The 23,539-nt window shown below is 67.7% G+C and carries 31 protein-coding genes; 24 read left to right on the top strand and 7 right to left on the bottom strand.

The genetic code is table 11. The features are described 5' to 3' along the window. The first annotated feature begins 214 nt into the window (after positions 1–214). The 3 genes from BV210_RS13525 to BV210_RS13515 all read left to right on the top strand — a co-directional run bounded on the left by BV210_RS13525 (position 215) and on the right by BV210_RS13515 (position 1,928). Positions 215–754, top strand: a complete 540-nt coding sequence (locus BV210_RS13525; protein ID WP_077207158.1) for a hypothetical protein — start codon at positions 215–217, stop codon at positions 752–754. A 53-nt stretch (positions 755–807) separates the two neighbouring features. Further along, positions 808–1,416, top strand: a complete 609-nt coding sequence (locus tag BV210_RS13520) for an undecaprenyl diphosphate synthase family protein (protein ID WP_077207157.1) — start codon at positions 808–810, stop codon at positions 1,414–1,416. Between the two features lie 188 nt (positions 1,417–1,604). Continuing rightward, complete coding sequence (locus tag BV210_RS13515; protein ID WP_077207156.1) at positions 1,605–1,928, top strand: hypothetical protein; 324 nt, start codon at positions 1,605–1,607, stop codon at positions 1,926–1,928. A gap of 41 nt (positions 1,929–1,969) precedes the next feature. Here the strand turns inward: BV210_RS13515 and uppS are convergent, their stop codons facing one another. Next, positions 1,970–2,908 (bottom strand): polyprenyl diphosphate synthase, encoded by a 939-nt coding sequence (gene uppS, locus BV210_RS13510; protein WP_077207155.1) that lies wholly within the window; start codon positions 2,906–2,908, stop codon positions 1,970–1,972. A 107-nt stretch (positions 2,909–3,015) separates the two neighbouring features. Here uppS and BV210_RS13505 point away from each other — a divergent pair, with 107 nt between their 5' ends. The 6 genes from BV210_RS13505 to hemA all read left to right on the top strand — a co-directional run bounded on the left by BV210_RS13505 (position 3,016) and on the right by hemA (position 7,060). After that, entirely contained in the window at positions 3,016–3,210 is a 195-nt protein-coding gene (locus BV210_RS13505) for a cold-shock protein (RefSeq protein ID WP_077207154.1), read from the top strand. Between the two features lie 2 nt (positions 3,211–3,212). Further along, on the top strand, positions 3,213–3,407 hold the full coding sequence (locus BV210_RS13500) for a cold-shock protein (RefSeq protein WP_077207153.1): 195 nt from the start codon (positions 3,213–3,215) through the stop codon (positions 3,405–3,407). 128 nt (positions 3,408–3,535) lie between these two features. Further along, the gene (locus tag BV210_RS13495) at positions 3,536–3,949 is read left to right on the top strand and encodes a DUF5778 family protein (RefSeq protein ID WP_077207152.1); all 414 of its coding nucleotides are present in this window, start codon (positions 3,536–3,538) and stop codon (positions 3,947–3,949) included. 51 nt (positions 3,950–4,000) lie between these two features. Beyond that, the gene (locus BV210_RS13490; protein WP_077207151.1) at positions 4,001–5,074 is read left to right on the top strand and encodes an Lrp/AsnC family transcriptional regulator; all 1,074 of its coding nucleotides are present in this window, start codon (positions 4,001–4,003) and stop codon (positions 5,072–5,074) included. Positions 5,075–5,084: 10 nt separating this feature from the next. Beyond that, the gene (locus BV210_RS13485; RefSeq protein WP_077207150.1) at positions 5,085–5,732 is read left to right on the top strand and encodes a bifunctional precorrin-2 dehydrogenase/sirohydrochlorin ferrochelatase; all 648 of its coding nucleotides are present in this window, start codon (positions 5,085–5,087) and stop codon (positions 5,730–5,732) included. Next, positions 5,729–7,060, top strand: a complete 1,332-nt coding sequence (gene hemA, locus BV210_RS13480; RefSeq protein WP_077207149.1) for a glutamyl-tRNA reductase — start codon at positions 5,729–5,731, stop codon at positions 7,058–7,060. Before BV210_RS13485 ends, hemA begins: the two co-directional genes overlap by 4 nt. A gap of 3 nt (positions 7,061–7,063) precedes the next feature. On the opposite strand, the gene BV210_RS13475 is transcribed toward hemA, so the two are convergent. Together BV210_RS13475 and BV210_RS13470 are read right to left on the bottom strand one after the other, a co-directional pair. Beyond that, on the bottom strand, positions 7,064–8,257 hold the full coding sequence (locus BV210_RS13475; RefSeq protein WP_077207148.1) for an MFS transporter: 1,194 nt from the start codon (positions 8,255–8,257) through the stop codon (positions 7,064–7,066). Positions 8,258–8,323: 66 nt separating this feature from the next. After that, the gene (locus BV210_RS13470) at positions 8,324–8,833 is read right to left on the bottom strand and encodes a hypothetical protein (protein ID WP_157526019.1); all 510 of its coding nucleotides are present in this window, start codon (positions 8,831–8,833) and stop codon (positions 8,324–8,326) included. A gap of 182 nt (positions 8,834–9,015) precedes the next feature. On the opposite strand from BV210_RS13470, the gene BV210_RS13465 reads away from it, so the two are divergent. The 5 genes from BV210_RS13465 (at position 9,016) to BV210_RS13445 (ending at position 11,583) form a co-directional block, all read left to right on the top strand. Next, positions 9,016–9,294, top strand: a complete 279-nt coding sequence (locus BV210_RS13465) for a 4a-hydroxytetrahydrobiopterin dehydratase (protein WP_077207146.1) — start codon at positions 9,016–9,018, stop codon at positions 9,292–9,294. Further along, on the top strand, positions 9,291–9,713 hold the full coding sequence (gene lwrS, locus BV210_RS13460) for an LWR-salt protein (protein WP_077207145.1): 423 nt from the start codon (positions 9,291–9,293) through the stop codon (positions 9,711–9,713). Before BV210_RS13465 ends, lwrS begins: the two co-directional genes overlap by 4 nt. Before the next feature lie 53 nt (positions 9,714–9,766). Further along, the gene (locus BV210_RS13455; protein WP_077207144.1) at positions 9,767–10,015 is read left to right on the top strand and encodes a ribbon-helix-helix domain-containing protein; all 249 of its coding nucleotides are present in this window, start codon (positions 9,767–9,769) and stop codon (positions 10,013–10,015) included. Positions 10,016–10,075: 60 nt separating this feature from the next. Further along, positions 10,076–10,831, top strand: coding sequence for an acetoacetate decarboxylase family protein (locus BV210_RS13450; protein WP_077207143.1), 756 nt, complete (start codon positions 10,076–10,078; stop codon positions 10,829–10,831). Positions 10,832–10,935: 104 nt separating this feature from the next. Further along, positions 10,936–11,583 carry an HAD family hydrolase gene (locus tag BV210_RS13445; RefSeq protein ID WP_077207142.1) on the top strand — a complete coding sequence of 216 codons (648 nt, stop codon included), beginning with the start codon at positions 10,936–10,938 and terminating at the stop codon, positions 11,581–11,583. Positions 11,584–11,588: 5 nt separating this feature from the next. Here BV210_RS13445 and BV210_RS13440 read toward each other — a convergent pair whose 3' ends face one another. The 4 genes from BV210_RS13440 to glp are packed head-to-tail and all read right to left on the bottom strand — an operon-like array spanning position 11,589 to position 15,637. After that, the gene (locus tag BV210_RS13440; RefSeq protein WP_077207141.1) at positions 11,589–12,005 is read right to left on the bottom strand and encodes a hypothetical protein; all 417 of its coding nucleotides are present in this window, start codon (positions 12,003–12,005) and stop codon (positions 11,589–11,591) included. Between the two features lie 9 nt (positions 12,006–12,014). Continuing rightward, on the bottom strand, positions 12,015–12,422 hold the full coding sequence (locus BV210_RS13435) for a hypothetical protein (RefSeq protein WP_157526017.1): 408 nt from the start codon (positions 12,420–12,422) through the stop codon (positions 12,015–12,017). Positions 12,423–12,437: 15 nt separating this feature from the next. Continuing rightward, complete coding sequence (locus tag BV210_RS13430; RefSeq protein WP_077207139.1) at positions 12,438–14,390, bottom strand: molybdopterin biosynthesis protein; 1,953 nt, start codon at positions 14,388–14,390, stop codon at positions 12,438–12,440. Continuing rightward, a complete protein-coding gene (glp, locus tag BV210_RS13425) occupies positions 14,387–15,637 on the bottom strand; it encodes a gephyrin-like molybdotransferase Glp (RefSeq protein WP_077207138.1) in 1,251 nt (416 codons plus the stop codon). The genes BV210_RS13430 and glp overlap by 4 nt, the downstream gene beginning before the upstream one ends. Before the next feature lie 109 nt (positions 15,638–15,746). On the opposite strand from glp, the gene BV210_RS13420 reads away from it, so the two are divergent. The 10 genes from BV210_RS13420 (at position 15,747) to BV210_RS13375 (ending at position 23,537) form a co-directional block, all read left to right on the top strand. Beyond that, positions 15,747–16,109: an Hsp20/alpha crystallin family protein gene (locus BV210_RS13420; protein WP_077207137.1), complete on the top strand. Its 363-nt coding sequence runs from the start codon at positions 15,747–15,749 to the stop codon at positions 16,107–16,109. A gap of 18 nt (positions 16,110–16,127) precedes the next feature. Continuing rightward, positions 16,128–17,993: an AarF/ABC1/UbiB kinase family protein gene (locus BV210_RS13415; RefSeq protein WP_084802638.1), complete on the top strand. Its 1,866-nt coding sequence runs from the start codon at positions 16,128–16,130 to the stop codon at positions 17,991–17,993. Between the two features lie 41 nt (positions 17,994–18,034). After that, a complete protein-coding gene (locus tag BV210_RS13410) occupies positions 18,035–18,412 on the top strand; it encodes a MaoC/PaaZ C-terminal domain-containing protein (RefSeq protein WP_077207136.1) in 378 nt (125 codons plus the stop codon). Positions 18,413–18,476: 64 nt separating this feature from the next. Further along, positions 18,477–18,860 carry a translation initiation factor IF-5A gene (locus BV210_RS13405; protein WP_077207135.1) on the top strand — a complete coding sequence of 128 codons (384 nt, stop codon included), beginning with the start codon at positions 18,477–18,479 and terminating at the stop codon, positions 18,858–18,860. Continuing rightward, on the top strand, positions 18,860–19,669 hold the full coding sequence (locus BV210_RS13400) for an arginase family protein (RefSeq protein WP_077207134.1): 810 nt from the start codon (positions 18,860–18,862) through the stop codon (positions 19,667–19,669). The genes BV210_RS13405 and BV210_RS13400 overlap by 1 nt, the downstream gene beginning before the upstream one ends. 57 nt (positions 19,670–19,726) lie before the next feature. Then, positions 19,727–20,494: a hypothetical protein gene (locus tag BV210_RS13395; protein WP_077207133.1), complete on the top strand. Its 768-nt coding sequence runs from the start codon at positions 19,727–19,729 to the stop codon at positions 20,492–20,494. 53 nt (positions 20,495–20,547) lie between these two features. Next, on the top strand, positions 20,548–21,315 hold the full coding sequence (locus BV210_RS13390; RefSeq protein WP_077207132.1) for a Nif3-like dinuclear metal center hexameric protein: 768 nt from the start codon (positions 20,548–20,550) through the stop codon (positions 21,313–21,315). 137 nt (positions 21,316–21,452) lie between these two features. Then, positions 21,453–21,857 (top strand): CBS domain-containing protein, encoded by a 405-nt coding sequence (locus tag BV210_RS13385; RefSeq protein ID WP_077207131.1) that lies wholly within the window; start codon positions 21,453–21,455, stop codon positions 21,855–21,857. Positions 21,858–21,954: 97 nt separating this feature from the next. After that, positions 21,955–22,239 (top strand): hypothetical protein, encoded by a 285-nt coding sequence (locus BV210_RS13380; protein ID WP_077207130.1) that lies wholly within the window; start codon positions 21,955–21,957, stop codon positions 22,237–22,239. Positions 22,240–22,349: 110 nt separating this feature from the next. Continuing rightward, positions 22,350–23,537 carry a redox-regulated ATPase YchF gene (locus BV210_RS13375; RefSeq protein ID WP_077207129.1) on the top strand — a complete coding sequence of 396 codons (1,188 nt, stop codon included), beginning with the start codon at positions 22,350–22,352 and terminating at the stop codon, positions 23,535–23,537. Positions 23,538–23,539: the final 2 nt, after the last annotated feature.

Below are 23,539 nucleotides of genomic sequence, written 5' to 3'. Positions count from 1 at the left end.
CGAACGGAGTGAGCGGGAGCTCGAAAGGCGAGCGAAGCGAGCCTTTCGGTGGCGAAAAAGGCGGATCGCGCTTCCGCGCGATCCGTTGCTGTGCTGGTACGCAACCGCGACCGCACCGCTACCGCACCGCCACCGCACCATCAACCCGCTACGCGACGGGCGAACTCACCCGGGACCGACAAGACATTTACCACAGGCTACAGGATCGACGACCGTGCGCCGAATCGCCCTCCTCGCCTGCCTGCTCCTCTTGGCGGGCTGTCAAACCGGCGGCGGACCCGTGACGCCGACAGCGACGACGACACTCGCCGAAGCGCCGACCGTCTCGGTCGCGAACGGGAGCGCCGACCCATTCGACCTCCCTATGTTCCGGTCGATTCCCCGAGCGAACGGCACCGTCGAAACCGTTACCGTCGGGACCCAGCACGATTTCGAGGGGAGCGTGGCGGTGGTCGTCTGGAACGACGCCTCGCGGAACCGGTCGATCCGAATTAAGTTGACGTATCTCCCCACCAATGAGACGCTCTATCGCCGGGTGGGGGTACCGGCCGACGAGGCGGTCGAGTTCGACCTGGTGCGCTCGGGTCGGTATCGGCTCTCGGTGACGACGAACGCGACGACCCACTCGCTCTCGCTCGGCCGGGACACGTTCGACTGCAACGACCACATGTTCGGTGCCCGGGTCGGCCCCCAAGGGAACGTGTCGACGGCCGAGATCGCGACGGAGGTGGCCTGTGGCCCGCCAGGGGAGTGACCCACCGCACGCCGACCCGTGACCTTCATATTCGCCGACAAGGAAGCCCAACCGTGGGCATCTACGATCAGTACCTTGCGGTCCGGACACAGTGGGCCGACGAGGAGACGCCCGACAACGTCGCCGTCGTCATCACCGAGCGGGACCTGCTGGAACAGGGTGCCTACGACACCCTGGAGTCGTTTTTCGACTGGGCCGTCGAGTACGGGGCCGAGCGGATCATGGTCTACGTCTCCGTCCTCGACGAGGAGGCCGTGCCAACCCTCCGCCGGGCGCTCGAAGACGTGACCGCCCCCCGCGAGATGGCCGTTCGCGGCCCCGAGGACGACCAGCGGGCCGACGCACCCATCCAGGTGAGTATCGGCCTCGGCGGCAAACACGAGTTCGCCGCCGCCGTCCAGGGCGTCGCCGAGGACGTCGAAGACGGCGAGTTGACGCCCGGCGAGATCGACGAGGACGACATCGAACAGCGACTCGTCTTCCCGACCGACCCCGACCTCGTCATCAAGACCGGGGCCGAGCGGCTCTCCGATTTCATGATCTGGCAGTCGGTCTACTCCGAACTCTACTTCACCGACGTGAACTGGCGGGACTTCCGCAAGCGGGAGTACCTCCGGGCGATCCGGGACTTCCAGGATCGACAGCGGAGATTCGGGCAATAGCCCAAATTACGTCGGGGAGCGACCTCAGGGAGCGGACCGACAGCGGTTTGGACCGTGATCGCAGGGAACTGTCCAGACATCGAAAATCGAACGAAGTGAGATTTCCGGAAGTTCGGGGGGTAACTCGGACGATTCGGGAAACGAAACCGACGCGTACTACTAAGTATCCGCGAGCTGAACTATCAGTTATGGACATAGATCAGGAAGACCTCACGGGGGCGGTCGTGCTCGGCCTGCTCGTCGTGGCGCTGGGTCTCGTCGTGGCCGGGGTCGAAACCGTGGCGGGATTCGACGTCCTCGCGGCGGGCGAGTCGGCGGTCGGGTACCTCGCGGCCGGGAACTTCAGCGTCGGCGTCATCTCGACCGGCATCTTCTCGGTCGGGATCTTCGCCGCGGGGATCTTCTCCGTCGGTGTGTTCTCCATCGGCGTCTTCTCGATCGGGATCTTCTCGTTCGGGATCTACGCCGCGGGCCTGTACGCGGCACAGCGCCACGTCAGGTCGAGCGAGTAACCCGACTCGCGCCGTGGCGAGTGGCTCGCCCAGTCCAGCGATCAGTCGGCCGCAGGTTCGGCTTCGATCTCGGCCTCGAACTCCTCTTCGTCCAGCCGTTCGCGTTCACTGCTGGGGAGCGCGTCGCGGAACCGGCCGAGGATCGAGCGGGCCTCGTCGAGTTCGGCGCTCCCCATCGCCCGGACCAGTGCGAGCGCGCGCCTCGCGCGGGCGGTCCGCCAGGACTCCTCGCGGGACTCGTAGGTCCGGATCGCGCGCAGGAAGTCGACCTTCCGGAACTCCGGCCAGTAGGGTGTACAGAAGAACACGGCGGCCTCGTTGCCGTTGGCGTGCCAGGGCAGGAAGTTGCTGGTCCGCTCGGCGCCGCCGGTCCGGATGATGAGGTCCACGTCCCGTGACGGGCCCTCGTAGAGGCGCTGTTCGACGGTCTCGGCGTCGATCTCGTCGGATTCGAGGTCGCCGTAGACCACGTCACGGGCCACGTCGCGGGCGGCCCCGAGCAGTTCCGCGCGGCCACCATAGGCCAGCGCGATGTTCAACTGGAGTTCGTCGTAGTCGCGGGTGCGCCCCTCGGCGTACTGGATGGCGGTGCGGACGCGGCCGGGGAGGTCCTGTGTCTCACCGATGGCCCGGATCTTCACCTCCCCCTCGTGGACGCGGTCGGCGTCGGCGAACTCGTATAACTTCTCCTCGATGAGGTCGAAGAGGGCTTCCCGCTGGTTGACCGGCCGGTCGAAGTTCTCCGTGGAGAAGGTATAGAGCGTCAGCTCCTGGACGCCGAATTCGTCACACCAGTTGAGCATGGCCTCGGTCGTCTGGGCCCCGGCGCGGTGGCCGTCTGAGGTTTCCTCGCCCTCCTTGCGGGCGTATCGGCGGTTCCCGTCCTGAATGACGGCGACGTGATCCGGCATCCCCGACAGCTCCCACCGTAACAGCCGTTCGTACCCCGACAGCGCCTGCTGGCGCACCCACGAGAACATTACAGGAAAAACTCTCACCCCGTGATAAGAATCTTGTCCTCGGGGACCAGTACCGGGTGGGGTGACCCGCAGGCTTTTAATATAGTGACCTCCTCTGATAAGGTGCAATGGCGACCGGTACGGTTGATTTCTTCAACGACACTGGCGGTTACGGATTCATCGACACAGAAGATGCGGACGAAGACGTGTTCTTCCACATGGAAGACGTCGGCGGCCCCGACCTGGAGGAAGGTCAGGAGGTCGAGTTCGACATCGAACAGGCCGACAAAGGCCCCCGAGCGACCAACCTGGAGCGACTGTAACCATGGCTGAAGGCACAGTCGACTTCTTCAACGACACTGGAGGGTACGGGTTCATCGACACCGAGGACGCGGACGAAGACGTGTTCTTCCACATGGAGGACATCGGCGGTCCCGACCTCGAAGAAGGCCAGGAAGTGGAGTTCGACATCGTGCAGGCCGACAAGGGCCCGCGCGCCGAGAACCTCACGCGCCTGTAAACGCCAACCGCGGTACCGTGCGGGGCTGCTGGCCCCGAGACGCACATTTTCGAGCGACGGCACTGTCGTAACTCGCCGCCGATATCAGACCGTGAGAGGTATGGGGCAGGGACGGCCAGCATCGGGTAATGGAGACCGAAGACCCCATCGACCCGGATCTCTACCAGCGGGCCGAAGCGCTACTCGAACCCGGCGAGATCGAACTCGTGGGGATCATCGTCCACACCGAACTGGGCAGCGACGACGAGGCGTCGCTCCACGAGACGACCATCGAAATCGGCGAGCACATCGCCGACCACGCGGGCGTCGATCCGAAGGACACCTACGTCTACTCGGGCAACGACGACGCCGAGTTCGGCCTGAACCAGCATCAGGGGCGCACGCTGGACGGCGACGAGTTCGTCTGGGAGTGCCAGCAACTACTCCGCGAGGAGGAGTTCAAGGTCGTCTTCTACTACGAGGCCGACACCGATCAGGAGGGGCTGGTCGAGGCCGTCCGCGAGGACGGATACACGGTCGAGGCGGTATCGGAGCCGGCCTGATTCGCGGCCGACAAGCGCGGATTTATGCCGCCCCGGCCCCCATATTCTGGCATGAGCGATGATCTCGGACGGGTCGACCGGGCGATCGTCAACGCCTTCCAGGGCGGGTTCCCGGTCGTCGAACGTCCCTTCGAGCCGGCGGCCGCGGCGCTCCGGGACCGCGGCGTCGACGTCGACGCCGACGATCTCTTCGAGCGGGTCAGGGACCTCGACGAGGAAGGCGTCCTGACGCGCTTCGGTGCGCTGATCAACGCCGAAGAGATCGGCGGCGCGGCCACGCTGGTGGCCATGCACGCCCCCGAGGACCGGTACGACGAGGTCGCCGAGCAGGTCAACGAGTACGACGCGGTGGCACACAACTACGAACGCGAGCATCCCCACCTCAACATGTGGTTCGTCGTCAGCGTCCCGGACGCGGACGCGGTGGAAGACGTGCTCGCGTCCATCGAAGACGACACGGGACAGGAGACCTACAACCTGCCCAAACAGCAGGAGTTCCGGGTGGAGGCGAAGTTCCTGCTCGACGGCCCGATTTCGGAGGGCGACGTGGACTGCTCGGATCTCGGCCCCGACGTGACCCCGACCGACCGGGCCTCCCTCACGCCCCGGGAACTCGATCTCGTACTGGAGATTCAGGACGGGCTGCCGATCTCGCCGACGCCCTATCGGGACGTGGCCGAGGCTCTCGAGGTGGACGTGGAGTGGGTGCTCTCGACGATCAAGCGGTTTAACGAGGAAGGAAAGGTCCGGCGGGTCGGCGTGATCCCGAACCACTACGCGCTGGGCTACACGGAGAACGGCATGACGGTCTGGGACGTGCCAGACGAGGTCGTCGACGAGGTCGGGCCGGCCGTCGCGTCGCTGGACTTCGTCACGCACTGTTACGAACGGCCCCGACACGAGGGTGTCTGGCCGTACAACTTCTTCGCGATGACCCACGGCCGCAGCGAAGAAGAGAGCGCCGAGCGTGTCCAGCAGGTCCGCGAGAAGATGGCCGAGTTCTGGGACGTGGACGACGAGGACTGGGACACGCTGTTCTCCACCCGGATCCTCAAGAAGACCGGCATCCGGATGGACGAGCGGGCCCGAGCGAACACGGTCGAACCGGGTGAAGCCGACGACTGATGGGGCAGGAATGATCCCCCTGTTGCACGACTTCTCGGGCGCGACCGTTCTCGTGTTCGGTGGCGGGTCGGTCGGCGCGCGGAAGGCCCGGCGGTTCGCCCGCGAGGCCGAGGTGATCGTCGTCAGCCCCTCGTTCGCCGACGCGGACTTCGGCGGGGCCGAGCGCGTGACGGCCGCGCCGGACGCCGCCGCGGTCGCGGAGTGGATCGACGACACCGATCCGGCGCTGGTGGTGGCGGCGACCGACGACGGCGACCTGAACGCGGCCATCGAGCGGGCGGCCCGGGACGCTGGCGCGCTGGTCAACCGGACGGACGAGCACGGCGAGCGCGATCCAGAGAGTGTCGTCGTGCCGGCGACGGTGCGGGACGGACCGGTGACGGTCGCGATTTCGACTGGCGGGCGGAGTCCGGCGCTGAGCCGGCATCTACGCCAGGAAATCGAGGACGACATCGAGGGGGCCGGCGAGATGGCCGAGTTGACCGGCGAGTTGCGGTCGGAGTTGCAGGGCGATGACGTCGATCCGGACGAGCGGCGGGCGGCGATTCGGGCGGTCGTGCGGTCCGGGCGTGTTTGGAAGCATTTAGATAGTGGCAGGACAAAGCCACGGCAAGTGGCCGAGGACGTGATTGCGGACGTGACGGGTGATCTCGAGTGATAAACGGAGCCGGCGTGATTGCAGGTGTCAGTATCGCCCACGGGCAGGCCAGTGTCGACGACATCGAGGCGGCCTGTACCGAGGACCAGCGTCGGGCCGTCGAGTCGCTACTCGATCAACCGGGCGTCGAGGAGGCGTACGTCCTCCAGACCTGTAACCGCGCGGAGGCCTACGCCGTCGCCCCGGAAGCGTCGGTCGGTCGGGCCGCGCTGGAGAACTACCACGCGACCGTGTCCGACGATGCCGTCGTCGAGATGGGGCACGAACAGAGCCTGCGCCACCTCCTCCGGGTGGCCGCGGGCCTCGAATCGATCGTCCTGGGCGAGGATCAGATCCTCGGTCAGGTCAGGGACGCCTACGAGGACGCACGCGGCGTCGGCGCGATGGGGCCGGTGCTTGAAAACGGCGTGACGAAGGCGATCCACGTCGGCGAGCGCGCCCGCACCGAGACCGCCATCAACGAGGGGACGGTATCGTTGGGTAGCGCAGCCGTCAACCTCGCCGAGCGGAAACGTGACCTCGAAACCGCGACGGCGCTGGTCGTCGGCGCGGGCGAGATGGGGTCACTCGTCGCCAAAGCCCTCGACGGGACCGTCGAGCGCGTGCTCGTCGCGAACAGAACTGTGCCCCACGCGGAGCATCTGGTGGGCCGACTCGACGTGGACGGGTCCGCCCTCGGACTCAACGGCGTCTCGACGGCCATCGAGCGGGCGGATCTGGTGATCACGGCGACGGGCAGTCCCGACCACGTCGTCGGCGTCGACACGCTCGAGCGCGCCGGCGATACCCTCGTGATCGACCTCGCCCAGCCCCGGGACGTGCCGCCGGCGGCCGACGACCTGGACGCCGTGACGGTCAGGGACATGGACGCGCTGGAGTCAGTGACGGCGGCCTCCCGGCAACAGCGGGAGTCCGCCGCCGAGGCGGTCGAACAACTCGTCGACGAGGAGTTCGAACACCTGCTCACCCAGTACAAGCGCAAGCGGGCCGATCAGGTGATCGCGGGCATGTACGAGAGCGCCGAGCGGACGAAGGCCCGCGAGCTATCCACGGCGTTCGAGAAACTGGATCTGGACGACGAGGAAAAGGAGGTCGTCGAGTCGATGGCCGACGCCCTGGTCGGGCAGTTGCTCGCGCCGCCGACCCAGAGTCTGCGCGACGCCGCCGAGGAGGACGACTGGACGACGATCAACACCGCGCTCCAGCTGTTCGATCCGGAGTTCGGTTCGGACGTCCCGGAGTTCGTCTCCAGCATGGATCCCGAGGAGATCCCCGAGGACATGAAAGCCGAGATGCCACAGGCGGTCCTCAACCAGCTCGACGACTGATTCTCAGGAGTCGACTCGTTTCTCGACGCTCGGAATATCCAGCCGGAGAAAGGCCGGGATAGCCAACGTCGCGACGACGACTTCCATCCCGCCGACGGTGAGGAAGGCCGCGAAGAAGCCAAACTCGTCGGCGACGGTGCCGCCGACGAGGACGCCGGCCAGGAAGCCGAGGCTTCCGACGGCGTTGAACGCGGCCATCGCGACGCCGCGGCGGTCGTCGGCGGCCAGGTCGGTGACCAGCGCCATCGTCGCCGGGGCCATCAGCGCGCCGATGACGCCGACGGCGACCATCGCAGCGCCGGCGAGCGCGACTGTCGGCGCGAAGCCGACGCCGATCACGACGATACCGTACAGCGCCGATCCCGCGAGGACGGGAATCGTGCGCCCGATTCGGTCCGAGAGGACGCCGAAAGGGTACTGAAAGAGCGCGAACGGCGCGAAAAACAGCGCGAGCATCAGCCCCGTGGCACCGGGCGAGAGTTCGAACACGTCCCGGAAATAGAGGGTTCCCACGAGGGCGAAAAAGCCCGCCGTGAGGCGGTCGACGAAGCCGAACGCGCAGGGGACGAGGATTGCGGGGGTCTCCCGGATCGTCTCGCGGACGGCCGCGAGTCGACCCCGGTGTTCGTCGGGAGCCCGATCTGTGACTCGGGAAGCGAGGAGGCCGACGACGACGAGGAGGGCGCTGGCGGCCACGAGCGGTGCGAAGGGGTCGAGTTCGTACAGTTGCCCGCCCAGCGGCGCGCCCAGCGCGGTCCCGCCGCCGATGGCGATGCCGGCCGCGCCCATGTTGCGGCCGTGCCCGCCATCCAGGTCCATCAGCATCGTGATCGAGAGGGAGAACGCGCCGATGGTCGCCGCGCCCTGCAGGGTACGCAGGCCCAGAATGGCCAGAAACGGGAGGTCGAACACCTGCGGGAGGCCGGCGAGCAGGGCGTAGCCGGCCGCGCCGGCGAGCGCGCCGGTGACGATGAAGGGGACCCGGCGGCCGGCGGCGTCACTGGCCGCGCCCCAGAGGCCGGCGAAGAGAACGAACGCACCGAACTCGGCGGCGAGGAACCACATGCTCGCGTCCAGCGTCGTGTCGGCACCGAGCGCCGTCACCAGCGTGTCGATACCGGGGTAGAGCAACACCTGTGCCAGCAGGACGGCGAACACGACGGCGGCCAGGGCGGTACGAGCCGAACGGGGCGTCACAGACGCGCTTCGAGCGCGGGCGTGGAAGGGATTTCGGATCGGAGACGGGGTCTCCCGGCCGTTGGCCTACGAACGCCGGAGCGGTTCGACGGACAGCGAGAGGGTCACCATCGGGTCCCCGTCGCCGCGGCTCCCGGACCGCGATTCGAACCGGTACGCACCGGGTTCGATGGACGCGGTCTCGCCCGGAACCCCCCAGAGCTGCCAGGACCAGCTCGCGGTTTCGCCCGGGTCGAAGGTATAGCCCTCCAGCGGCAGAAATGTCGTTATTTCATCCGCGTCGTTCGGGACCCAGGTCCGGTCGTCACGGCGGTCGATCGCCGCACCCGTCTCCGCGGTCACCAGCATCGCGGTGGCCCCGTCCGGGGCGGAGCGTCTGGGATTGCTGAACGGAATCTCGTTCGCGCCGAACTCGATCCGCCGTGTCTCCGAGCCGGTCCAGGTGAACGAGAGATCGAGCGACGCGGTCGATTCCGTATCGATCACGTCCTGGGTCGCCCGGACGTTCCCGACCAGTTTCTCGGGGGTTTCCACCGCGAGGGTCGGATCGGTCACGACCCGAGGGCCGAGATCCACTGCGGATGACGACGACGGCGGCCGTCTCGCTATCGCTCCGGCAGCGACGATCGCCGAGCCGCCTGCCAGGAACCGTCGCCGGTCGATCCGATCCCACATGGTCTGTCCGATACGTGTTAGCGATACTAACTCTTTTCCCGGCGAGGCCGAGCTTTTTGGGCCGCCCGCCCGACGATACGGGTATGGCGGACCTGCTCGACGACTCCGAGATCGAGGCACAGCTTCCCGAGGACTGGGACCGGGACGGCGACGAAATCGTCCGGACCTACGAGTTCGATTCGTACCTCCCCGGCGTCGGGTTCGCGTCGGGCATCGGTGGCATCGCCGAGGACGCCTGGCACCACCCGGAGATAACGATCACCTGGGGCGAGGTGGAAGTCCGGCTGACCACGCACGACGCCGGGGGCATCACCCAGAAGGACATCGACCTCGCCGAGCGGTTCGACGAAGTCTACGAGTGACGACGAGCGACTGGAGCGGGGGCAGTGACGAGCCGTCGGGCACCGCCGAGTACGTCTTCGGGTGTCGGTTCCGGCTCGATCCCGACCCGCCGGGGCTGCGGGCCGACCCCGCCGAGTTCGAAACGAGACTCTACCGCGAGGCCGACCCACCCGGAGAGGACGGCTGGCTGTTCTTCCGGGACAACTGCTGGCGCGGGGAACTGAACGACCCCGACTACTTCCGCGAGTTGACCGAGGACGCGCTGGGCGTCACGGTGCTCTCTGTGGACTTTCGAGAACTCCGGACGGACGGAGCGTATCTCGACGCGCTGAAAGCGGAGATAGCCGACGACCTCGGCCAGTTCAACGCCGACGGCGTCCCGGACGTGCTGTCGAAGTATCTCGGCTCGTCGATCCGTGTGGTCGACGGAGACGGTTGACCGGGAGCTGTCGAACCAGAGCCGTTTTCTTTCTCGACTCAGCAGCCGCAAGTATGGGAGAGTACGACGACACGACGGGGATCGAGGTGGAACTGCCGACGGCGCTGCTTGCGGCGGTCGACGAGGCCGGTGCGGCCGGTGGCTTCGAGGACCGGTCGGAAGCGATACAGGCGGCCCTCGTTGCCTGGGTCGACGCCATCGGCGGGGAGAGCGGGGACGACAGCGGTGGCCTCGGTGGATTGACCGACGGCCTGAGCGACGTGGACGTGGACGTCGGTGTCGACGTGGGCGTAGATGAGTAGGCGGACTGGGCGAACCAGACGGCGACAACGCTTTCCCCGGGGGCGGTGACAGCCACGGACATGGGGACGACGCCACAGGCTGGGGGCACAGTTGCGGAACCGATCACGCTGTCGACGGGAGAGACGGTATCGGTGCCGTTGTCGACGGAGGCGACGGTGTATGGGGCGATCTTCTCGGCCGATCGGCCGGCGGTCGACGACCTGCTCCCGCGGGGGCTCGAACCGATACGGGCGACGCCGCGGCGAGCGGCGGTGACCGTCCTCGCCGTCGAGTACCACCGCATCGGCGACGAGGTGATGACGCCCTACGACGAGTTCAGCGTCATGTTTCCGGCCGTCGAGGCGGGGGAGCGCTCGTGGCCGTTCGCGTCGCTCGCCACGCACGGCGCGTCGGGGTACGTCTGGTACCTCCCGGTGACGACCGAACCGGCGAAAGCCCTCGGTGTCGACGTCTGGGGCTACCCGAAAGAAGTCGCGGAGATCGACCACGACGACCACGTCGCCGGGCGGCGGACGACGGTCACGGCGGACGGACAAGAGGTCATCACGCTCGACGTCGAGGCCCCACCAGCAGTCGACCAGCGCCAGGAGGGCGTGTCCTACACCGTCAAGGACGGGACGCTCCTCCGGGAGCAGTTGACGCTGGACGGGCGACTCGGCGCGTGGCCCTACTCGGGCCAGGCGACGTGGGAACTCGGCGACCACCCGCGGGCCGACCGGCTCCGCGACCTCGATCTGGGGGAGCGGGCGCTGGCGCGGCTCCGGTTCGACGGTGAGTTCGTGATCGGTGCCGGCGAACCGGTCGGGACGGTCTGATGGGGTTCGGTCGCGGTGCGGTCCGTCCGAGTCGTGGTATACGGTACCGAAACGAACAGAAGGCACTTAGTAACTAACCGCGTATCTTCGGAATCCCGATTCCGATGGTTTCGTACGACTTCTGGTTGCTCGATCTCGACGGTACGCTGGTGGACATCGAGCCCGACTACGTCGGCGGCGTGTTCGAGGAGGTCGGCGACCGCCTCGGTCGCGAGTTCACCGACCGGGAGGCCGAGATCATCTGGCACGGCCTCGGCGGGTCGCGCGACGAGCAGTTGCGCGAGTGGGGCGTCGACGTCGAGGAGTTCTGGACCGTCTTCCACGACGTGGAGGACGCCCAGGCTCGCGCGGAACACACTTACCTCTACGACGACGCCGACTTCGTCGCGGACCTCGACGGCCCGGTCGGACTCGTCACGCACTGCCAGCGGTACCTCACCGATCCCGTGCTGGACCGACTGGACATCCGCGACTGGTTCGATACGGTGGTCTGCTGTACGGAGGACATCGGCTGGAAACCCGACCCCGCACCGGTCGAGTTGGCGATGGAGGATCTGGGTATGGGATACAACGGTCACGCGGGGGTCCTCGCAGGCGACGGCCCGCACGACATCGGTGCGGCCTGGAACGCCGGCCTCGACGGGATCCACGTCGAGCGCCACGATCCCCACCGCCGGGGCCAGTGCGTACTGGGCGACCGCCGGATCGAGAGCTTCGCCGAACTCGGCGGGGAGTCGCCGGCGGGCGACTGACCGGCTCAGACGAGCGGTCGCGGACCGAACCGGCCGGTCCAGCGTTCGATTCCGCGACGGATCAGGTACTCGACGAGTCCAAGCCCCAGCGCCGCGGCGAACGCCCACGGCCAGTGGCTCAACAGGACTACCAGCGACTCCGTCTCACCAGCGCCGAGAAACCCGGCGTAGACGACGGCGAGGTACCCGCTACCGACGATCCCCGGCGACAACAGGGACCGGCCGACGAACAGGAACAGCGAGACGGTCGCGACGGCACCGGTGCCGATGGCGACGTAGGCGAATGCAGCGAGAAGGGTCACCGGTTCCTCCATCCTGACGGTGATCGGCGAACCGACCACGCCGAAAACCGTCGTTGCGGCGCAGACGACGCCCGCGAGGAGTGCCATCGATCGCACGTCGCGTGAGCGGCTCGGGGCCATCGGTTCGGGTTACCGACGCCACGGGAATAAATGTGACAGTCCATTTGAAAGACTCGCCCCCGCGAGCCCGACCGCCGCCACACCAGCCACGGCGGCCAGCCCGTACGTGTACCGCGTCGGGTCGGGGGTCTGTACCAGAACGACCGTCACGATGGCACAGCCGACGCCACAGAGACCGACCTCCAGGGCACCGAGTTCGGTCTCGTACTCCCGGGCCAGCGCCGGCCACCCGAGGTTCGTCACGAGCGCCAGACACGCGACCGCGAGCATGGTGACGTACCAGCCGACCAGTAGCGGAAGCGACAGCGACGCCTCGACGACCAGCGGCAGGTGTGCGAGGACGGCGAAGACGGCGAACTGCTGGACGCCGTAGAACCGATCCCAGTCCATCCCCGCGGCGATACGAGTCGCCGGCACTTCACTCCGGCCACATCAGGCCGGCCGGTACCCCGGCAGGTCGGCCAGCACCGACTCGACATTCTCGACTGCGGTCCGGAGGCCCTCGACGCCCGCTTTCCCGGTCCGGTCGGGATTGGCCAGCACCCGAACGTCCTGCTCGCCCAGCGAAACGAACCCGAGGTCGAGTTTCGCGGCGGTCGCTCGCAGGCCCAGTCCCGCGTCGGCCTCGCCGGCCAGCACCTTCCGGGCCGGGCTCTCGTGGGCTTTCACGGTGAGTTCGTAGCCGTCGATTGCGTCGGTCAACTCTCGCCGGGAGGCGTCGCGCTCCTCGGCCAGCGCGGCGACGGCGTCGTCCAGTGCGGTCCGCAGGCCGGAGTCCGTCCCACGGTTGATCAGCCGCAGGTCGCGATCCACGAGGGCGGCCACATCGCTGACGTCGTTGGGATTGCCCTCGGGAACCACGAGCCCCCACTCGCGGGTCCAGCCGCCGAGGACTTCGTGATCGGCCGCGATCTCGGGGTCGCCGGCAGCGACGGCCGCGTCGGGGACGCCGTTGCGGAGGCGGCGCAGACCCTCTCTGGTCCCGAGCGAGAGGTAGCGCGGTCGGTCGAGGCGGTCGAGAAGTCGGGAGAGCGCCGGGTCGTCCTCGCCGACGGCGTAGAGCGAGGGTGGGCGAACGTCGGGCGAGAACAGCTGGACCTCGACGGACTCGCCGGCCGCGAGGTACTCGGTCTCGGGCGGCACGTCGACGATCCCGTCGGCCTCGACGAGGCTCGTCGTCGCGCCGCTTCCCTTGTCGACGGGGTAGACGAGCGTGTCGCCGCGCGCTCCGGCGGCGTTGCCGCCTCCGGCTCGCTGTCCCTCCGGGCCAGCGCCGTCTTCGACGAGTCCTACTGGCATCAGCCGACGCCGGCCCTCCCCGTAGCGCTCCTCGACGGCCATCCGACCGTCGACGGTGGCGGTTCGGGGTTCGGGGAGTCCTGTAGCCTCGCGGATCGCGGGGGCGACGAAGGTTCTGAAGATCGTGAGCGCGGAGACGGGGTATCCCGGCAGGCCGACGTAGGCCGACGGGGAGTCGCCGCCGTCGAGGCGGCCGATCAGCATGGGCTTGCCGGGCTTGACCGCGACGCCGTGCAGGAGGAGGTCGCCGCGCTCCTCGATCACGCGGTAGATCACGTCGACGGCGGAGGCGCTGGTCGACCCAGAGGAAAGGACGAGGTCACACTCCTCGGCGGCCTCGGTGAGGATGCGCTCCATCTCCTCGTAATCGTCGCCGGCGTGGGGGTAGAGGACGGCCTCGCCGCCGGCCTCCTCGACGGCGGTCGCGACGGTGTAGCTGTTGACGTCGTAGATCTGGCCCGCGTCCGAATTCAGGTCCCCGCCGGGCCGGACGAGTTCGTCGCCGGTCGAGACGATGCCGACGCGGGGTTTCGCGCGGACTGGCACCTCCTCGATCCCGAGCGCCGACAGCAGGCCGATCTCGCGGGGCGTGAGTTCCGTTCCGGGGCCGAGCGTGCGCTCGCCGGCGGCCACGTCAGCGCCCGCGAGCATCACGTTGTCGCCCGGGGCCAGCGAGGTGCGGACGAAGACTTCGTCGTTACCCTCTGCCTCGTCGGTTTTCTCCACCATCACTACCGAGTCCGCGCCGGGCGGCATCACCGCCCCCGTCGAGATTTCGGCGGCAGTGCCCTCCTCGACGGTCACGTCGGGTTCCGCGCCGGCGTGGACTTCGCCCACGAGGTCGAGTTCGGCGGGATCGGCCTCGTCCGCGCCGAAGGTGTCCCGCGCCCGGACCGCGTAGCCGTCCATCGAGGCGCGGTCGAACCCCGGCACGTCGAGTTCGGCGTCGACCCGTTCGGCGAGCACGCGGCCCCGGGCCTCCCGGAGGGGAACGGTCTCGGTCCCGCCGCCCAGATCCAGCGAGGCGATGGCCTCGTGGGCGTCCTCGGGCGGCGCGAGGTCGCGGAACTCTTTCCTATCGGTCATGGATACCACTCCCAGTCCTGCACGGCGACGCGTTCACCCTCGGGAATCCCCTCGCGTTCCTCGGGGACGACGACCCAGCCGTCGGCCAGCGCGACCGAAGAGAGCACGCCCGCGCCGCTCGCCCTGGTCGGCGTGGCTCGCGGTGGGTCCTCCGACTCGTCGATTCCGCGGCCGTCCCGGTCGAGTTCGACGCGGGCGAACGTCCGGACGCCGGGTTCGCTGGCGATCTTCCGGTCGAGGACGGCCTCGGTCTCGGGATGGGGTTCGAGCGGCATGTGCCCGGCCCACTTCACAGCGGGGCGCAGGAGCTGGACCGCGTTGACGATGCAGGCCACGGGGTAGCCGGGGAGCATGATCACGGGCGTGTCCTCGACGACGCCGAAGCCGGCGGGGTGGCCGGGTTTGACGCCGATCCCGTGGACCAGCACCTCGCCGAGGTCGTCGACGACGGAGGGCAGGAGGTCCCGTTCGCCCACCGAGGAGCCGCCGGTAGTGACGATCACGTCCTTCGTGAGGTCGCGCTGGATCGCCGCCCGGAGGGCGTGTTCGTCGTCTGTGACGACGGTGCGGTACTCGGGAACCCCACCCCAGCGCTCGACGTACTGGGCGACGGTCAACCCGTTGGTCTCGACGATCTCGCCCGGGTCGGGATCAGTTTGAACGAGTTCCTCGCCGGTCGGGACGACGCCGACGGTCGGGGGCTGGTAACACTCGATCTCGGTGACGCCGGTCGATTTCAGGAGGCCGATGTCCGAGGGGCGCAACTGGTGGCCGGGGTCGTAGAGCGAGCGGCCGGATTCGACGTCCTCGCCGGCGGGCGCGACGTTCTCTCCTTCGGCGACGGCGTCGAAGATCTCGACGTCCTCCGCGACGGTGTCTATTTGTTCGACCATCACCACCGCATCGGCTCCGGGCGGGAGTTCGCTCCCGGTGTGGACGCGGACGGCCTCGTCGGGGCCGACCTCGTCGCCGTCCTCGGCGTGGCCGCCCAGTCGGAGCACTGCGGGGGAGCGGTCGCCAGCGCCGAAGGTGTCCTCGGCCCGGACGGCGAACCCGTCCATGGCCGCGCGGTCGTAGTGCGGGACGGCGCGGCGGGCCGCCACGGATTCGGCGACGGTCCGGCCGGCGGCCGTCGAGAGCGGGACGGTCTCGGTCCGGTCGTGGGGCGAGACCGCCTCGCGAAGCCGCTCGCGCGCGTCGGCGAGCGGCGTCACGTCCTTGAAGCCCGACTCGCGTGGGTCAGTCATGGCCGGGAGTTAGACCGGGGCGGGCAAAAAGCGTCGGGCGAACAGGTGTGTAACGTGGACACGGCACGGGACCGCGGGCTTTTTCGCCCATGCGTCCTTAGAACTGCGCATGTCAGCGCTGCGCGATGCGTTGCGGGACCTCCCCGAGACGGTGTTCGCGGACCTGCTGGAGTCAGAGGACGCCTACCTCCTGGTGATCGACCTGCCGGGAGCGACGGCCGAGACCGTCGACGTGCAGGTGACGGCCGGCCGCCTGGAGATCGAGGCGCGGCGCGAGAAGGATCTCCCGACGGAGTTCCGGTACGTCGAGGAGGAGCGCGCGCTCTTTCTGGACGCCGAACTCCCCCTGCCGCCCGACGCGACGGGTGCCGACGCCGAGGGCACCGTCGACCGGGGCGTCCTCGAACTCCGCCTGCCCAAGGCCGGAGCCCAGCCGGAAACGTCCATCCCCATCGAGGACGCCGAGGCCTGAGGTCGGGGTGGCCGTCCGGTGAACCTCCGCGCGTACCGACGGTTCGTCACCGTCGCACGCCAGTTCCTGCCGCTGTTGCTCGCCTACGCCCGCGACCGTAACCGGTTCCTGCTCTTCGGCAGTTCCCGGCAGGTCTCGGCCGAACAGCGCCGGGAGCGAGCTGCGGCCCTGCTCGACTCGCTGTTGACGCTGGGCCCGACCTTCATCAAACTCGGCCAACTGCTCTCGACCCGGCCGGACGTCCTGCCCCCCGAGTACATCGACGAGTTCACCAAACTGCAGGACGAGGTCCCCCCGGCTCCGTGGGCCGAGGCCAAGCAGGTCCTCGAAGGCGAACTGGGGCCGGTCGAGGAGAACTTCGAGAACTTCGACACCGAGTCGATCAGCGGCGCGAGTCTCGGGCAGGTGTACTACGCCGAGACCGAGAACGGCCCCGTCGCGGTGAAGGTGCGCCGGCCGGGCGTCGAGGACCTCGTGGAGGCCGACCTGCGGGTGATCCGGTGGTCGCTGCCGATCATCATGCGGTTCGTCGACGAGACGCGGTCGTTCTCGCTGGAGACGCTGGCCGACGAGTTCGCCAAGACGATCCGCCAGGAGATGGACTACGGCCGGGAACGCCGGATGCTCGAAGAGATCAGCGAGAACTTCGCCGACGATCGGCGAGTCCGCATCCCGGACGTGGACCGGTCCCGCTCGACGGGACGGGTCCTCACGATGGAGTACGTCGAGGGGACCAAGATCTCGAACATCCGGGAACTGGACGACCTCGGCGTCGACCGGACGGCGGTCGCCGAGACGCTCCAGCGGGTCTACCTCCAGATGATCGTCGAGGACGGCGTGTTCCACGCCGACCCCCATCCGGGGAATCTCGCGGTGCAGGACGACGGGACGCTCGTGTTCTACGACTTCGGTATGTCGGGGTACGTGGACGCGTTCATCCAGGAGAAGATCGTCGACTTCTACATGGCCGTCGCCGAGCAGGACACCGACGCCATCCTCGACACGCTCATCGAGATGGGGACGCTGAAACCGGACGCCGACCGCGAGGTGATGGGCGAGGTGATGGAACTGGCCATCGCCGACGCCCGCGGCGAGGACATCGAGCAGTACCGCGTCCAGCAGATCGTCCAGCAGGTCGAGGACACCATCTACGAGTTCCCGCTGCGCCTGCCCGCCAACCTCGCGCTTGTCCTGCGCGTGGCGACAGTCGTCGAAGGCGTCTGTGTCACGCTCGACCCCGACTTCGACTTCATCGCCGTCGCGACCGACTACCTGGGCGATCAGGGCTACGTCGAGGCGGGCGTCCGGCAGTTCGTGACGGATCGGGCAGACGAGGTCCAGCAGGCGGCCCAGTCGGCGATCCGGACGCCGCCGAAACTGGAGCGGACGCTCGACCGGATCGACCGGGACGACCTGCGGGTCAACGCCGACATCGAGGACTCCGACGGGTTGCTGGCGACGCTGGCCAGGCGACTGGTCTACGGAATGGCCCTGTCGGCCGGCATCGTCTCGACCGCGGTCCTGTACGCGTTCAGCACCGTCGAAGCCGCCGGTGTGGCCGGCGGTGCGACGGTACTCGTGGCGGGCCTGCTGTACTGGTCGTTCCGGAGCAAGCGCGGCATCCGCGCCCAGCCCCAGTTCACCCGCCAGAGCATGCGCGAACGCCAGGAGGGACTCGGCGACGAGGGCTCCGCGGTCGGCGAGATCGGTCTCGGCGCCGGGTTCGGCCCCGACGGGGAGGAGGGAGACGAGGGGAGCGGAGATGCGGACGAGGATGCCGACCGGTCGGACGCGACCCCAGTCGCAGTAGAGGACGGGAGCGGCGACGAGGGCGGGACCGACATCGACGTGACGGCCGGCGACAGTGAGGACGTCGAGTCCTGACCGGCGAAAGGGCTACGGATTACGGGCCAGTTCTCGGGGACATGCCAGCCATCGCCGAGGGCGAAGTCGTCACCTACGAGCGCACCTTCACGGAGTCGGACGTTCGCGAGTTCGCCGACCTCTCGGAGGATCGCCAGCCGCGCCACCTCGAACACGACGAGGACGGACGATTGATGGTTCACGGTCTCCTGACCGCGACGATGCCGACGAAGATCGGCGGCGACCTGGAGGTGCTGGCGAGCCACATGGAGTTCGACTTCCGGCGGCCGGTATACACCGGGCAGGAAGTGCACTGCCGGGTCGAACTGACCGACGTGGCGGCGGGTGAAGAGCGCGACGAGGTGGCGGCCGACATCGAGTGTACGGTCGAGGGGGAGACGGTGCTATCCGGTGCGTTCGAGGGCGTCGTGTTGCACTGAGAGCCGCTGGACGGGACGGGTCGCTTCCAAACCGTTTATACTCGTACACTGAATACCGCGGGACATGGCAAGACAGCAGACCGAGGTTCGCGAACTCGACGAGGGGAGTTACGTAATGATGGACGACACGCCCTGCAAGATTAACTCCTACAGCACGGCCAAGCCGGGCAAACACGGGAGCGCGAAGGCCCGCGTCGAGGGTGAAGGAGTCTTCGACGGCAAGAAGCGTAGCCTCTCACAGCCCGTCGACGCGAAGATCTGGGTCCCGATAATCGAGCGCAAGCAGGGTCAGGTCGTCAACGTCGAGAGCGACGACGTGGCGCAGGTCATGGACCTCGACACCTACGACACGATCACGATGAAGGTCCCCGGAGATGTGGATCTCTCGCCCGACGACGACATCGAGTATCTGGAGTACGAAGAACAGCGCAAGATCGTCCGTAGCTAATGTTTCCCGGCGCTCGGGCCCACCGGAGCGACGCCGCATACGTCGTCGTCGGCGCGCCGCTGGACGCCTCGACGACGTTCCAGCCCGGCACCCGGTTCGGCCCGCGCCGCGTCCGCCACTTCGCCGAATCCTTCGACGACTACGATCACCACACCGACCAGCGGTTCACGGACCTCGCCGTCCACGACCACGGCGACATCGGTCCGACCGACGACACGAGCGAGTATCTCGACTTCCTCCGCGGAACACTCGAGGACGTGCGCGATGAGGGCGCTGTCCCGCTGACCATCGGCGGGGAACACACCGTCACCGTCGCGGGCGTCCGTGCCGTCGACCCGGACGTCTTCGTCTGTCTCGACGCCCACCTCGATCTGCGCGAGTCCTACGCGAACAACCCGCTGAGTCACGCGACCGTCACCCACCACGCGCTGTCGGTGGCCGACGAGGCGATCGTGCTGGGGGCTCGCACCGGCAGCGAAGCGGAGTGGGACCGCGCCGCTGATGCCGACGTGACCGTCGTTCCGCCCGCCGAGGTCTCCGACTGGGAGCCGCCCGCCGCAGTGCGGGATGGAGAGACCTACCTGAGTGTGGACATCGACGCAGCGGATCCGGGCTTCGCGCCCGGGACCGGGACGCTCGAACCGTTCGGACTCGACCCCACAGAGATGCACGACGCGGTGCGGGCGGTCGCACCCCACGCCGAGGGGTTCGACGTGGTGGAGGTCAACGACCGCGACGACGGGCAGGCGGCGACGCTGGGGGCGAAGTTGGTGCGGGCGTTCGTGTTCGCCCACGCCGCCGGCGAGTGAGGGGGAGCGATCGGCCGGCGGATAGCTTTTAGACGGTGGCGCGAGTGGGTCCCGAGCATGTCAGAGTTCGCGTCCTGTTACTTCTGCGGCACAGCGCTCGACGCACAGATCGACCCCTATCCGGTGGTTCCGGAGGACGCCGGGACCGACGAGCGGCCGACGGTCGACCTCTGCCCGGTCTGTCGCCGGAAGCTCTCGAAAGTGCTCGACGTGGCGCTGTCGGCCGCCGACGGTGCCGAACGGACCGCCACACCCCTCGCCGCCGGCCCCGAGCCGTCGCCGCTTTCGGCCGACCACGAGGACCCGACGGCCGACCTGGGGAGCGACGATGACGAGGGCCCCGCCTACGCCGTCGAACCCACAGGTGAGGCGACTGCAGTAGCAGATGGCGAGGACGAGCGGGAGGGCGAGGCGGAAGACGCAGTGCCGAACGGGAGCGAACCCGGAACAGTCGCGGATGAAGGCGAACCCGACGCGTCCGAGGGATCGGAGACCGTCGAATCCGAATCGGGCGAAGCCGAAACCAGTCCTGACGACGAGGCGGAGATGGCAACAGACGCGGAGACGGCCGAGGAAACGGACAGGGACGAGAGCGACGGGTCGGAGGGAACAGATCAGCCGTCGCTCCTCTCGACGCCGGCGGCCCAGAAGGTCATCAAGCTGCTCCAGAACCGCGAGTTCCCGGTCGAGCGCGAGGAGATCGAGGTCGTGGCGTCGAACGCCTACGCCATCCCCCAGCAGGACTGTGAAGACGTGCTCGACGCGCTGGTCAGCGAGGGCTACGTCGGCGAGCAGAAGGGGAAACTCGTCCGCTCCGAGGAGTGAGCGGGCGACGACCGTGACGTAACCACTACCACCCGGGGCCGCGAAGGGCGGGTATGGACTGCAGCGACTTCTGCGCGCGACTGGACGAGGAGTTGCGGACCGACGCGTACGCCGACCTCGACGCCAGCCCCAACGGACTTCAGGTCGGGTCGGTCGAAGGGGAGATCGACCACGTCGCGTTCGCGGTCGACGCCGCGGCGGCGACCGCCGAGGCCGCCGTCGAGGCGGGCGCGGATATGCTCGTGACCCACCACGGCTACGTCTTCGGCAGCGTCGAGCGCGTCACTGGCCGGTTCTACGACAGACTCGAACCACACTACGAACACGACCTGCCGCTGTACGTCTCGCACCTGCCGCTAGACGGCCACCAGGAACTGGGCAACGCCGCCGGGGTGGCCGACCTGCTCGACCTCGACGAGCGGGAACCGTTCGGCGAGATGGGACCGGAGTACGTCGGCCAGCGCGGAACTGCGGTCGAGTCGTTCACCGCCGAGGAACTGCGGGACCTGCTGACCGCGGAACTCGATCACGGCGGGCAGGGCGTGCAGGTGCTCGACTTCGGACCTGACGAGATCGAAGAGATAGCGATCGTCACCGGCAGCGGCGTCGACTGGCTGGACGAGGCCGTCGACGCGGGTGCCGATGCCCTCGTCACGGGCGAAGGCAAACAGCAGGTGTACCACGAGGCTCGTGAGGCCGGGATCACCGTCGTCCTGGGCGGGCACTACGGCACCGAGACCGTCGGGGTCCGGAATCTGGCGGAACTGGCCGAATCGTGGGGCCTCGAGACGACGTTCGTCGATCATCCGACGGGGCTGTGAGCCTGATCAGTGGGTCGAAGAACTGAAACGAATCATCTCGGGGGCGTTCGTAGCGAGTACCGCAACGTCGCGAGAACTCGACGTTCGGTCGTCGGGGTACCAATAGACATTACAGGCTGACCGCCCAGGGTAAGGGTATGGACGATATTTTCGTCGCGCGCCTGATGTCGTCGGGTACGGTTACCGTTTCGCCGGACACGCTGGTCGAGGAGGCTGCCGACATCCTGCTGGAAAAGCAGATCGGCTCGCTCGTCGTCGTCGACACTCACAATCAGTTGAAGGGTATTCTCACGAGTACAGACTTCGTCCGCATCGTCGCCAAGAGCCAGCCGAAGGCGAACACGACCGTCGAGACGTACATGAGCGATCAGGTCGTCACCGTCGACGCACAGGACTCCATCCGCGACGCCGCGGACAAGATGATCACGTTCGATATCCAGCACCTCCCCGTCGTCGACGACGAGGAAGGCGTCATCGGAATGCTCTCGACGACGGACCTCACGGCCTACCTCTCGGACGTCGAGGACCCCTCGACCGCGTAGGATCGACTCCCCCACACTGGGTCCACTCCGGAACGTCTCACCGTTTCAGTGCGACCGAGTAGGAAGCTTGAGGGACGCGCCAGGAGAGGAGACACACATGAGTCCGACCGTCCACGAGATTCAGAACGCGATTCGAGTGACGACAGGTCGCTTCGAACGGGAGGTCGACGCGTCGTTCACGAAGGAGGAGTTACAGGCCATCTGTGAGGCGCTCGACGTCGATGTCGACGAGACGGAGCGGCCGTCGACCACGCGGATGCGCCGACGGATCCGGGCAGAGGTCGGCATCGCGGAGTCGTCGGAGACGGCGGACGACTCCACGTTCCGGAAGGCCGACCTCCAGGCGATCGCCGACGCGGTCGGGGCCTCGGTCGAGTCGTAGTTGCCGGTCCAGGTTCCGCCGTGAGTTCCGATTCGACGACTGCGAGTGATTCTCACGCACAACCTATCAAATTCAAAACCATTTAGCGCGGCTCGATAGTACGGGAGGTAATGAGTTATCGGATCGGTCTCGTCGGCAAGCCCTCCGTGGGGAAGTCGACGTTTTTCAACGCGGCGACGATGAACGACGTGCCCGAGGGGGCCTACCCGTTCACGACCATCGACCCGAGCGTGGGGGAGGCCTACGTCCGGGTGGAGTGTGCGGCCCCTGAGTTCGGCCACGAGTGTACGCCCAACCACGGTTACTGCCGGGAAGGGACTCGCTACGTCCCCGTCAAACTGGTCGACGTGGCTGGCCTCGTCCCGGGGGCCCACGAAGGGCGCGGGCTGGGTAACCAGTTCCTCACAGATCTGAACGAGGCGGACGTGCTGGTCCACGTCGTGGACTTCTCGGGCGAGACGGACATCGAGGGCGAACCGACGGAGGATCACGACCCGCGAGAGGACATCGACTTCCTCGAGAACGAACTCGACATGTGGTATCTCGACGTCCTTGAGAAGGGCATCGAGCGCTACCGCTCGGGCTATCACGGCGAGGACGGGGACATCGAGGTCGAACTGGCCGAGCAGATGAGCGCCTTCCGAACGAACGAGGACGAGATCAAGCAGGTGATCCTCTCGCTGGATCTGGAACTCGATCCCGACGCGTGGGACGAGGAAGACAGAGAGGAACTGGCTCGCGAGATCCGCAAGCGGACCAAGCCGATGGTGATCGCGGCGAACAAGATGGACACGCCCGCCGCGCAGGACAACTACGAGGAAATCACGACCGATCCCGACTACGACCACCTGACGGTGGTTCCGGTGTCGGCCCACGCCGAGAAGGCGCTGAAGACCGCCGACGAGGGCGGCGCGGTCGAGTACCGCCCCGGGGCGGCCGACTTCGAGCTCGTCGGCGACGTGAGCGACGAGCAGGCCGCCGGTCTCGAACAGATCCGTGGATTCGTCGAGGAGTTCGAGGGGACCGGCGTCCAGACAGCGCTGGAGACGGCGCTGTTCGAGGAGTTCGGCGCGAAGGCGATCTTCCCGGGCGACGGCAGTCCCCGCGATAACGGCGAGTTCCTGCAGGACTGTTTCGTCCTGCCCGAGCGCGCGACCGCCGAGGAGTTCGCCTACTTCCTCCACTCCGATATCGGCGACGGATTCCTCCACGGGATCGACGCCCGCTCGGGCCGGCAGGTCGGGGCCGACACGGAACTCGATCACCGTGACGTGCTGGAGGTCGTCACGACGAACTAGCG

Origin of the sequence: Halorientalis sp. IM1011 (assembly GCF_001989615.1) — an archaeon.
Taxonomy (GTDB): Archaea; Halobacteriota; Halobacteria; order Halobacteriales; family Haloarculaceae; genus Halorientalis.
The sequence above is the reverse complement of the archived record's forward strand: the minus strand, read 5'-3'. Positions and strand labels throughout refer to the sequence as shown.